Below are 11201 nucleotides of genomic sequence, written 5' to 3' on the forward strand. Positions count from 1 at the left end.
CCTGTCTGTTATCTCGCCACCTGCCGATATACATCAGCGGTCAGGCGGGCCGTATTATGCCAGGACAGTGCCTTTGCGCGAGCCCACCCAAGCTCGGCGAAGCGAGCACATAGGGAGTCGCTTTCCGCGAAGCGTTGCATGGCATCGGCAATAGCCACCGGATCGTTGGGGTCAACCGTCAGCGCCGCGCCACCGGCCACTTCGGGCAAGGAAGACACGTTCGACGTTACCACGGGCAAGCCACTAGCAAAGGCTTCCAGAATCGGAATGCCGTACCCTTCATACAGCGACGGGAAGACAAACACGCCTGCACCAGCATAAATCCGGCGTAACGAAGTAAAGTCCTTCACATTGTCGAACCAGACCAGCCCGGCACCGCTGCCCTGCGCGGCATCCAGCCGACTAACCTCCTCCTCGCAGTGCCAGCCGGCACGACCGACAATAACCAATTGCCGTTCACGACGAATCGCCTGGGGCAACGCTTCGTAGGCATTCAGGATACCCACCACGTTCTTGCGCGGCTGCAAGGTCCCGACGTAAAGGAAATACCCTCTGCGCAGGCCGCGCGACGCAAGCTCTTGCTCGACATCGTCGGGCGCGGGCGAGTGGAACCAATGACGATCGACACCGCAGGGCACGACCGAAATACGCCGCTCGTCGATGCCAAAATGCTCGACAAGGTCTGGAATGGCTGCATGCGAAAGTGCGATCACATGGTCGGCATAGCTGGCTGATCGCCGCAGCACAAAACTCTTGAGGGCGCGGAACCGCCCTGCTGTCCATTCCGGGTGCTTCAGCGGGACAGCGTCGTGCAGGGTTGCGACGAGCGGGCAAGGCATGCGCACGGCCTTGTAGTCCGTGCTGTGAAAAACATCCAAACGCTCCGCGATCGGTGCATGCTGACCGAGACTCGCAGCCAGCATCTGCACGGGAAACGACCGCGTCAGGGACTTGCCCTTGACCATAGGCGCGCTGCTGGCGAACGGCGGGAACGAATAGTCATGCACCGTCACGCCGAGCTGGCTCAGTCCCTGCCGCAATGCCGCTGTATAGACACCAATACCGTCGAGACGACCGCCATTATGGGCCGGCTCCAGCACGGACGTGCTGATACCAACCTGTAACGGGCTCATGCTTCGTACATCCAGCGCAGCGTATCTTCAAAAGCTGGACGGATAAGATCCGGCACGAGCCGGTTCAGTTTCTCCGGCGATCCGATCAGTACCTTCACTTCGTTCGCACGCACAAAGGCAGGGTTCACGGCGACCTCAATCTCATAGCCTGCGAGCTGCTCCAGCGTCTTGATCACATCCCGCAATGCATACGGAACCCCGCTGCAGATATGAACGATTTCGCCAGCGGAGGGGCCCTCCAGCAGCACACGATACGCCTGTGCCACCATTCTCACGTCGGAGAAGTCGCGCATCACATCGAGATTGCCCAATTCGATGCGCGCCTGACGCTGCCGGAAATGCTCGACGATCTTTGGCACCAGGAACTGCGATCCCTGGCCCCGGCCGGTGTAGTTGAACGGGCGAGTAATGACCACGGGCAGCTTGTCGAACCACGTCGCAACAATGTACTCCATGGCGGCCTTGCTGGCGCCATAGTGGTTCACTGGTTGCAGCCGCTGATCCTCGCGCAGTTCGCCACCCGCCGTATTGCCGTAGACATTGGCGCTACTGGCCACCAGTATCTTTTCCGGCGTGTGATCGGCGTCGTGACAGGCTTGCAGCAGGTTGCTGGTCCCAACGACATTGACGCGATAGAAGGCATCGGTGTTGGCATGGGCAACAAAGCTGATTGCCGCGAGATGCACGACATAGTCGGGCCGCTGCGACTCGATCACGTATCGGCAAGCCTCTGGCGAAGCGATATCGAGAGCCACGCTACCCGGTACCGGCGACATTGCAGTCCCGATGACGTCGTATCCGGCAGCGGCGAGCTCATCGCATACATATCGACCGGTAAAGCCGTGGCCACCGGTCACGAGTACGCGCTTCGCGGGTTCAGAACGAGAAACCAATCTCGTTTCTCCGAAGGTCTGCTGCCACCATCATCTCGCACAGCTGCTCGAGGCTCGTAGTGGGCTCCCAGCCCAGCTTCTGCTTGGCCTTCGCCGGGTCGCCGATGAGCAGGTCCACTTCCGCCGGGCGATAAAACTTCGGATTAACACGCACTACCGTCTTGCCGGTCGTGGCATTGACGCCCGTTTCGCCTTCTCCCTCGCCCGTCCAGTCTAGTGCGATATCGACGGCCTTAAATGCCATAGTGACGAAGTCGCGGACGGTTTCCGTACGATTCGTGGCGAGCACGAAGGTGTCCGGCTCGTCGGCTTGCAGCATCCGCCACATGCCGTCCACATATTCCTTGGCAAAGCCCCAATCGCGCTTCGCGTCCATATTGCCAAGCTCGAGGACGTCTAGCTTGCTCAGCTTGATCTTGGCAACAGAATCCGTGATCTTGCGCGTGACGAATTCACGGCCGCGCAGCGGCGATTCGTGATTGAACAGGATCCCGCTCGATCCGAAGATGCCATAGGATTCACGGTAGTTGACCGTGATCCAGTGCGCATAGAGCTTGGCAACGCCATACGGACTGCGCGGGTAGAACGGCGTCGACTCAGACTGGGGAATGGCCTGGACCTTGCCAAACATTTCCGAAGTCGAGGCCTGATAAAAGCGAATCTTAGGATTGACGATCCGAATCGCTTCGAGCAGGTTCACCGCGCCAATGCCGGTAATCTCCGCCGTCGTCACGGGCTGCTCGAACGAGACCCCGACGAAGCTCTGGGCCGCGAGGTTGTAGACCTCGGTTGCCCCGCTCGTCTGGAGCAACCGGATGCAGGTGCTCAGGTCAGTCAGGTCGAACTCCACCAGGCGAAGATTAGGATGGCTGGTCACACCCAGCTCGTCCATACGCCAGAAGTTCACCGAACTGGTACGGCGATAAGTGCCATAGACCGTATAGCCCTTTTCGAGCAAAAGTTCGGTGAGATAGGCTCCATCCTGACCGGTCACCCCGGTGATTACTGCTACGCGCTGATTCATCCTTCGGTTCCTGATGAAGAGTTAATACTATGTCGCTGGCTGGCCGGCGCGCCGCTGCCGCCGATGCCTGCCGGATAGAGCTTGCAAGCCAACTGACGGGCGCTCTCGCGCCAAGTGATTGGGCGAATCTTACCTGCTAATGCCTGACGCTCTTCCCTGCTCATGGCAGCGATGCGAGCGGCAGCCTCCGCCAGCGATGATGGATCGCCCAACTGGAAGAATAGCGCCCCTTCGCCGCCGACCTCCCTGAACACCGGGATGTCGCTTGCCAGCACTGGCACATGGTGCATGGCGGCCTCGACGATCGGCAGGCCATAGCCCTCGATGGTGGAGGCGGCGATCAGCGCCGTGGCGCCCGCATAGCAGCGGTTGATCTCCGCATCGGTAAAATTGTCGATCAGGAACAGCCGTTTGCCGTTCATAGGATGCTTGTGAATCCTGTCCATCAGCGCTTCGACATGCCAGCCCTCCTTGCCCGCGAGGCACAGGCGGGCGTCTCCGCCGGCAGCCCAGATCTGTTCGAAGGCATCGAGCACGAAGGCGTGGCCCTTGCGCGGTTCGATGGTGCCCACCATCAGATAAAGGGGCGAGTCTTGGTCCTCCACAAGCGCCTGCACCGCCGGCCGGATACCCGCGTCGCGCTCATCATTGATCAGGTCGGCGCCCAGGTTCCAGTGCTCCAGCATGATCGGCCTCGGAGGCTGCAGGCCCTGTGCGTCAATGTATTCGCCCAGGCTTTGCTTTACCGCCTCAGAAATGCAGATCAGCATGTCGCTTTGCATGATCGCCAACCGCAGCCACCTATTGAAGACAGAAACGAGACCGGGACTGCAATATTCCGGATGCAGGGCCGGAATCAGGTCATAAACGACCGAGACAATGCGGCCTCCGAACTGCCTGACTTCCTGGAATACTGGCAGAAACTGCTCATACTGCTCCCACGACGAATCGATCATCAGAAGCACATCGCCCGGATGAATCTCGACGCGTGCATCGCCGTAGGCGTCTGACGGAAGATTGAAAATCGATGGGACTACATCCTTGGCACGCACTAGGCCGCCATCCTTGATCTGCACGATCTCCACTGGCGCCGTCCCGTCACCAAGGCAGAGTTCCCGGGCCATATTGCGAACAACGCGCTGGATACCGCTGCGCGCATCGGTTTTGGCAAGTTGCGAAACGTCGATCAGCAGGCGCGGCTGACGATTGAGACGCATGTTGCGGCCGGCACAGGCGGACAGGCGGTCTATCAGCAGTTCGTCAACCACCGGCATCTTCCCCAGGGTTTCCGCCAGTTCGTCGACCAGGCGATGACTCGACAGATGGAACGCGGCGTCGATCACCTTGCCGAGATTCTCCTGCGCGCCGTGCCCGGCTTCCAGTGTCGCGATCGGCGGGCACCACGTGTCCGCATTCCGGCTGCGCAACCGCTGCGCCGCATCGTCGTTCTCAACAATCACGTAGAGACTGCTTGCCGTCACATCCAGCAGCGGCGGCACGCCATTCAGCGCGGAGCCGTCGGTACCCGCCGGCGAAGCCAGCAAGGAGCGGACCCCTATTTCCGGAGGCGTTCCGTCGATACCCGCGCTGCCCAGCACCAGCACGCCCGGATTGGTCCGGATCTGCTGCAGCAGATGCACGGGGGGGCTCGCCTGCGCGGAAAAAAACAAGCTCAGTCCATTGCTCAGCGTGACACCGGATAGCGCCGCATCGCATGTCTCCAAGGCGTCGCCGCCGCCTGACTGCTCAATCCTAACATCCGCTGGCAGCAGCTCCGCGATCTGGCCTACGCTTGGGAACCTGCCATCCGTTCCATTGGAGCGCGCAGCGCGTGCATCAGCCATCTGGAATACCTGATGCTCATGCGCGCTCGACAGCGGCATGGTCTCCTCAAACGCCTGCCAAGCCTTCCTGCCAGTGGCGTCCCAGTTGAATCTGGCTGCCCGCTCAGGGCCGAACGCCTTAAGTTCCTGCCGCAGGCGTACGTCGGTCAGTACCTGCTCCAGCTTTGCCTTGATGGCATCAGGATCCTTGGCATCAAACATGACATCTGCCCGACCCAGCACTTCCGGGATCGATGAGTTGTCCGCCGCGATGACAGGTGCGCCGCAAGCCATGGCTTCAAGGACCGGCAGGCCGAAGCCTTCATAGAGCGAAGGGAAAACGAACGCCGTACACTGCTGATAGAGCGCCACCAGTTCAGCGTCTGCGACGTGGCCAGTGACGACGATGTCGTCGGTCTTCAGACCCAGTCTTTGCGCATGGCGCCAGAATGCGTGCGTGTCCCCAACCTGATTGACGACAAGCTGATGCACGTTGCGCAATGCTTCAGGCAGGCGTGCATAAGCCTGCAACATGCCAAATAGGTTCTTGCGGTAGTCGCCGTTACCCGTGTAAAGCACAAAGGGTCTTTGGATACCCAAGCGGGAAAGGTCCCCGGGCTTTTCACCTATAGGGCGCACGTGGAAGCGTTCGTCCGCCGCACCGCCAATCACGGCCACGCGGGCTGGATCCAGACCGAGCTGCTCGATGGCATCGCTACGTGTCGCCTCCGAGATCGCTAACAGCAGATCGTAGCTCTTCAGGACTTGCAGCCGTTCCGTGTACCAGGCCTTGTAGGACGGAGACGTCTTCAGATACTGTTCGGGAAAAAGCCAGGGTATGACGTCATATAGTACCGCGGCACGTAGGCTTGAGCCGACGCGCGTCTTCGGATTGGGCACGATGCCATCATGTGTCCAGTCTTCAAACGGGCTCATGCAAAGCACGACGTCCGGGGCCAACGTGCGGTACGCCGCACTGACTAGGTCATCGGCAAGCTGTCGCTGTGCTGGCGTACTTGCGGCGAATGGCGCGCCGGAGTGGGCGTAGGTCGCAAAATGACCGGGACCCAGCAACGGCGAAAGCTCGGTACGAAGTGCATCGCAGGCCTCGCTATATTGGGCGTCCGCCAAGGCGTAGAGCTGATGGCCGCCCTTGACGCGTGCCAGGGCCTGCGTGAGCGCCAGCGTGTACCGTCCAATCCCGCGCAGCCGCGAAACTGTCTGACAGGGGAACAGATCGACCAGCAGGCGCATCAGGCTCGGCCTCCATTAGCATTTGTTTTGCCGGTCATCCGCTTGGTAAGAGCCGCCTTGAACAACAGTGCGTCCTCTGAAAGATATTGTTTAACAGAAGTCACGGGGGCCTCTTCGGAAATCACTGCACGGACACGACGCATGAGCCAGTCCCAGGGCCCCGGGAATCGTCTGGCAATCCCGTTAAGAATCGGCCGAAGCCAGCGCTGCGCAAGAACAATTGGCACAAGCCGCCTGATACCACGCTTCAGCAGTGATGACCCGCTCGACCTTGGACGCACGAGCCCTCGTATGATACGTGCAGTCACCCGCATGGGCATGGTGATGCGCCATGAAGTGCTGGCATGGACTGCAGCGAGGCGCGCGCCCAAATTATGAATTTCCAGCCTCAGCGCGTGCCCGGTTTGCACTTCGGCCTGCAATTCGGCCAGCTGCTCCTGAGATTCGGCGCGCAAGTCCTTGAGCTCCGCCACCAACGAACGGGACTCAGCGCGCTCAATGTCCAACTGCGCCCGCGTCTGCAGCAAATTGCGCTCTGCGACATGTGCTTGCCGTTCCGCGTTCAGTGCTATCTCAATCAATTGCACAGCGTCGCCTCGCGAGCCATTGGCCGCGTTCTGCGCAGGGCTACCTATCGCGGCCTCGATTTCCTGCAAGCATGCGTCCGCAACCTCTGATGGCGCCTTGAAGGCAATCACGGCGTAGTCGGGCGCTTCGTAGAAATCCTGGTCGGCGCCCCGGCCACCATTGACGCGCACAACCGCAACTTTATCAAAACCGACATACTCCGCGGCAAAAGCGAGCAAAGCCGACGGCAGCGGCCTGACGTGTGTCGGATCCAGATAAAAATTATTGATTCCCACTCGAACATTCATGGGATTGGGCGTTTCCAGTAAACAGCTCCCACCATGCTTCAATGTGCGGAAAATTTCCTCAAGGAAACTGATCAGTATTTCGAACTCGAGATGCTCCACAACATGGAAGGCACTGATCAGGGAGAACGTACCGGTCGGTTGGCCACGCAAGTACGAAAGCCCATCGCCAGCAACAACTTCCAGCCCGGCTTTCGCACCCTCTTCGACAAACTTCGCATTGAGATCGACGCCTATGATAGGAACACAGTTGTCGCGCATAAGCTCCAGCCACTCCCCACGACCACAGCCTATATCCAGAGCTGGCGAATCCTTGCCAGGCGAGGTATACGTGACCAACGGCATATAGATACTTTGCCGCGTCTTGATGTCCTCTCGCGAGCCCCTGAACCTAGCCTCAAATGCCTGGTAAAAGGCATCCATATCCATCTTCATGACCTACCTTGCTTAAGTCGACTACCGCCCGGAATAGTCCGGTCTTGCGTATTTTCCCGTGGAATGAAAAACAAAGAGACTAGTATAGTCAATGCACACTCTGAAGGCACAAATTCGCTTTGCAATCCGGGCCATCCAGTCGTCCGCCTCTCCTGATGGAGACATGTGGATCAATCCAGGCGCAACCCACAAACTCCGGGTGACCAATATTTACAACGGTAAACACCAATGCCAGGTCACGCCATTCATAGTTGTCTACCAGGTGGGTATCCGTACTTGAAAGCGAGGTAGCAATGGAGTAAGTACCCACACCAAGATTTGCCGGAAAAGAAAAGCTATATACCAAGCGCTCCCCAGCCGAGACATTCTCAATCAAATTTTTCTTGTGATGCGTATTGGTACCATAAATGGGCTGACCCAATCGATCCTTGATCATGTAGCCAACCACGAGGCAGTCTATGGCCGTTTTCGCCTCCACTTCCACGTCCAGTGTAAGGGCACTGCCAACCTCAACCGTCTCAACTTTCGCGCCATTGGCATCCAGCAATGCGATATCAACCACCACCGCCTCACCGGTGCCCGAGATCGTCTGCACCTTCCCGTCCTCAAGCACGCGCTGTTCTACCGTTTGGTTTTCGCGCTGAGCCAACATGGCGTTATAAAAGTCCATGACTTCTTCCGGCGCCCCCTCTTTGGCGAGACGCCCGCCATCCAGCAGGACGGCACGATCGCATATTGACTGGATCGCATGCTTGTCGTGCGAAACGATAAGCAAGGTGGTACCTTCCGCGCGAAAGCCGCGAATGCGATCAAAGCTCTTGTGCTGGAAGTAGGCATCGCCCACTGAAAGTGCCTCATCCACAATCAGTATGTCAGGACGCTTTGCAGTAGCGATGCTAAATGCAAGACGCATCTGCATACCGCTCGAGTACATCCGTACTGGTTGATCGATGTAATCGCCGATTTCTGCAAAGCTCTCGATCTCCGGCATCAAGCGGTTGATCTCGTCGACGCCCATGCCAAGCAACTGACCAGCCATGACGACGTTCTGCCTACCGGTAAAATCCGGGTGGAAGCCCATACCAAGCTCAAGCATGGCTGCTACGCGCCCCTGGATCGCAATACTGCCCGTGGTTGGAACTGTGGTACCCGTGATCATCTTCAGCAAGGTACTCTTGCCTGCGCCATTGATGCCTATGATGCCGACTGCCTCACCGGGGGCAACAGCAAACGAGATATCCCTCAATACCCATCTCGAGGAATGCCGGGGCCGACTGAAGGGCAAGAACCACTCCACCAGGCGTGACCAGCGTGTGGGATATTGCTTGTAGGCCTTGCCTACCTTGTCCACGACAATAGCCATTACAGTTCATCTACCATTTCGCCAGCGCGCTTACGGAAAAGCCCCATTCCCATTAGACAGAGAACAGTGGCCAGAACCAGTACCGGTACCAGATTGGCCCAGTGTGGCGCCTCGCCGCGGACCAAAACCGACTGGTACGCACCTACAACGGATGTCATCGGGTTCAGCTCGACAAACGGCCGAACCGGCTCTGGCAGCGCGGTTAGTGGATATACGATGGGCGTGAGCCAGAACCAAAATTGCAGCACCACGCCCATCAGTTGGCCGACGTCACGGAAGAAGACGTTGAGCACACCGAGAATTATGCCCAGTCCAATCGAGAACATGACCTGCAAGACGAGGACTGGGATAATTGCAAAGAAAATCCAACCCGGGAAATTTCCCGAAAGCAGGAGGAAAACGATAAAAATAGAAAAAATTATCGCAAAATTCAACCCCGCGTTCAGCACGATGACAATCGGAAGACAAATGCGAGGAAAGCTGAGTTTCTTGATCAAATTAGCCTGATCAAGAAACACATTCTGCGCCCGACTCAGGACATCAGCAAAGAACGCCCAGGTTAGGGTTCCCGCACACAAATAAATACTATAGCCCAGGTGACTATCCACGCCGGCTAAACGAGCTCGCATCATCTGCGAAAAAATTACCGTATATACGGTAATCATGGCCAGCGGGTTAATTATCATCCAGGCGGCACCCAGCATCGAGTTCCGATAACGCGATTGGAACTCGCGCTTAACGCTGCCAAGGATGAAGCCGCGATAATTCCACGCGGATCGAATCAAACCAATCGCCATCACCCAGCCCGGCCGTAAGAATCCGCGAAGCGTACGATGTCATCCTCACCTAGGTATTCGCCACACTGCACTTCGATCAGCACGAGGTCCATGACGCCGGGGTTGATCAACCGGTGCTTATGGCCTGCCGGAATGTAAGTCGATTGATTGGGCTGAAGAGAAATTATCTGCTCGCCATTGACCACGTCCGCCGTGCCGCTAACCACGATCCAATGTTCACTACGATGATGATGCATCTGAAGCGACAGTTGAGCACCGGGTTTGACAACGATACGCTTGATCTTGAATCGGTCACTCTCCTCCAGCACTGTGTATGTGCCCCAAGGACGGTGCGCCGTCTTATGGATCTTATAACTGTCGTGGCCGTTCTTTTTCAACTGCCCGACAATGTGTTTGACATCTTGAGTGCAGTCGCGATTCGCCACCAGCAACGCATCAGGAGTGTCAACGATGATTAGGTTATCCACACCCACAGCGCCAACCACGCGCGCATCGCTCTTGATATAGCAGTTGCTTACGTCATGCAGCAGGGCATCCCCATAAATCCGATTCCCCTGTGAATCGGGCGGCGTCAATTCGCTAATGGAATGCCAGGAACCGATATCGCTCCATCCCATATCGCTCGGCACTACGGACACGCGATCGGATTTCTCCATGATTGCGTAGTCGATTGAAATATCGGTGACGCGCTTGAATTGAGTCGCGTCTAGTTCAAGCGAGCGGCATCCGTCTGCAGTTGAGCTAGCGCCCGCACCGAAGCTGCTCTCGCATGCCTGGAGCAAATCCGGCGTAAAGCGGCTGAAATCCTTGAGAATGGTTCGGACAGAGAAGCAGAACATCCCGGAATTCCAAAGATGTGCCCCGCCAGCTACCAGTGCCTCAGCCACCTCAAGCTTCGGCTTTTCCACAAAACGCACGACTGGATGAACACCATCCAAACCTTGTTCGCAGTCGAATTCAATGTATCCGTAGCCGGTTTCAGGCGCAGTGGGTCGAATGCCGAAAGTGACAATCCGACCCTCCAAGGCCGCAGCAGCGGCTGCTTCGACAGCAGCCCGGAACTTGTCCAAGTCTTCGATGAGATGATCAGCCGGCAACACCAGCATGACCGCATCTTCGCCATGATGCTCGCGTACCCAGCAAGCCGCCGAGGCCACTGCCCCCGCGGTATTGCGGCCAAACGGCTCCAGCACGAAGCCCAGCGGGATCCGTTCCTCATTGACCTCCTGGCACTCGTCCCGGGTCAGGAAAAACGTTTCCCGGTTGGTCACAACCACCACCTCCGGCACCTCATCAAACAAAGTGGCCCGCTTAAAAGTCTTCTGCAGCAGACTTTCACCATCAGCAAGCTTCAACAGCGGCTTAGGGAATGCCTCTCTGGAAACCGGCCAGAGACGGGTTCCTGCACCACCGGAGATAATGACTGGAATGATTTGCATGATTGACCACTTTTTTGACTCAGGGGCGAATTGTAACGGAGCACCCTACCGACCCTGTAAGACCCATGTAATTTTGTCTTGCCATCTGTAACGTTCACGGCAAATAGCCTCTCGCCTCTTGCCAAGAGCGCTCTATGTTGCTAGCGGCCGGATAAGGAACGAAATCGA

The 11201-nt window shown here is 57.6% G+C and carries 8 protein-coding genes; all 8 read right to left on the reverse strand.

Translation table 11 applies throughout. The features are described from left to right. Positions 1-8 precede the first annotated feature (8 nt). Positions 9-1133: a glycosyltransferase family 1 protein gene (locus E1J61_RS01740; RefSeq protein ID WP_133092460.1), complete on the reverse strand. Its 1125-nt coding sequence runs from the start codon at positions 1131-1133 to the stop codon at positions 9-11. Then, positions 1130-2026 (reverse strand): NAD-dependent epimerase/dehydratase family protein, encoded by an 897-nt coding sequence (locus tag E1J61_RS01745; RefSeq protein ID WP_133092461.1) that lies wholly within the window; start codon positions 2024-2026, stop codon positions 1130-1132. The genes E1J61_RS01740 and E1J61_RS01745 overlap by 4 nt, the downstream gene beginning before the upstream one ends. Continuing rightward, positions 2010-3050 (reverse strand): GDP-mannose 4,6-dehydratase, encoded by a 1041-nt coding sequence (gene gmd, locus E1J61_RS01750; RefSeq protein ID WP_133092462.1) that lies wholly within the window; start codon positions 3048-3050, stop codon positions 2010-2012. The genes E1J61_RS01745 and gmd overlap by 17 nt, the downstream gene beginning before the upstream one ends. Then, positions 3047-6127 (reverse strand): glycosyltransferase family 1 protein, encoded by a 3081-nt coding sequence (locus E1J61_RS01755; protein WP_133092463.1) that lies wholly within the window; start codon positions 6125-6127, stop codon positions 3047-3049. The genes gmd and E1J61_RS01755 overlap by 4 nt, the downstream gene beginning before the upstream one ends. Then, positions 6127-7434, reverse strand: a complete 1308-nt coding sequence (locus E1J61_RS01760; RefSeq protein WP_133092464.1) for a class I SAM-dependent methyltransferase — start codon at positions 7432-7434, stop codon at positions 6127-6129. The genes E1J61_RS01755 and E1J61_RS01760 overlap by 1 nt, the downstream gene beginning before the upstream one ends. 88 nt (positions 7435-7522) lie before the next feature. After that, positions 7523-8797, reverse strand: coding sequence for an ABC transporter ATP-binding protein (locus E1J61_RS01765; RefSeq protein WP_133092465.1), 1275 nt, complete (start codon positions 8795-8797; stop codon positions 7523-7525). Next, positions 8797-9594 (reverse strand): ABC transporter permease, encoded by a 798-nt coding sequence (locus E1J61_RS01770; protein WP_133092466.1) that lies wholly within the window; start codon positions 9592-9594, stop codon positions 8797-8799. Before E1J61_RS01770 ends, E1J61_RS01765 begins: the two co-directional genes overlap by 1 nt. Beyond that, positions 9594-11033, reverse strand: a complete 1440-nt coding sequence (locus E1J61_RS01775; RefSeq protein WP_133092467.1) for a mannose-1-phosphate guanylyltransferase/mannose-6-phosphate isomerase — start codon at positions 11031-11033, stop codon at positions 9594-9596. Before E1J61_RS01775 ends, E1J61_RS01770 begins: the two co-directional genes overlap by 1 nt. Positions 11034-11201: the final 168 nt, after the last annotated feature.

It is taken from the genome of Cupriavidus sp. L7L, from assembly GCF_004353535.1.
Lineage (GTDB): Bacteria > Pseudomonadota > Gammaproteobacteria > Burkholderiales > Burkholderiaceae > Cupriavidus > Cupriavidus oxalaticus_A.

What these genes read in the sequence shown, in the direction of transcription:
- E1J61_RS01760 (WP_133092464.1), bottom strand. Translation starts at nt 7,434, where the DNA reads ATGAAGATGGATATGGATGCCTTTTACCAGGCATTTGAGGCTAGGTTC.
- E1J61_RS01740 (WP_133092460.1), bottom strand. Translation starts at nt 1,133, where the DNA reads ATGAGCCCGTTACAGGTTGGTATCAGCACGTCCGTGCTGGAGCCGGCC.
- E1J61_RS01775 (WP_133092467.1), bottom strand. Translation starts at nt 11,033, where the DNA reads ATGCAAATCATTCCAGTCATTATCTCCGGTGGTGCAGGAACCCGTCTC.
- gmd (WP_133092462.1), bottom strand. Translation starts at nt 3,050, where the DNA reads ATGAATCAGCGCGTAGCAGTAATCACCGGGGTGACCGGTCAGGATGGA.
- E1J61_RS01755 (WP_133092463.1), bottom strand. Translation starts at nt 6,127, where the DNA reads ATGCGCCTGCTGGTCGATCTGTTCCCCTGTCAGACAGTTTCGCGGCTG.
- E1J61_RS01770 (WP_133092466.1), bottom strand. Translation starts at nt 9,594, where the DNA reads ATGGCGATTGGTTTGATTCGATCCGCGTGGAATTATCGCGGCTTCATC.
- E1J61_RS01765 (WP_133092465.1), bottom strand. Translation starts at nt 8,797, where the DNA reads ATGGCTATTGTCGTGGACAAGGTAGGCAAGGCCTACAAGCAATATCCC.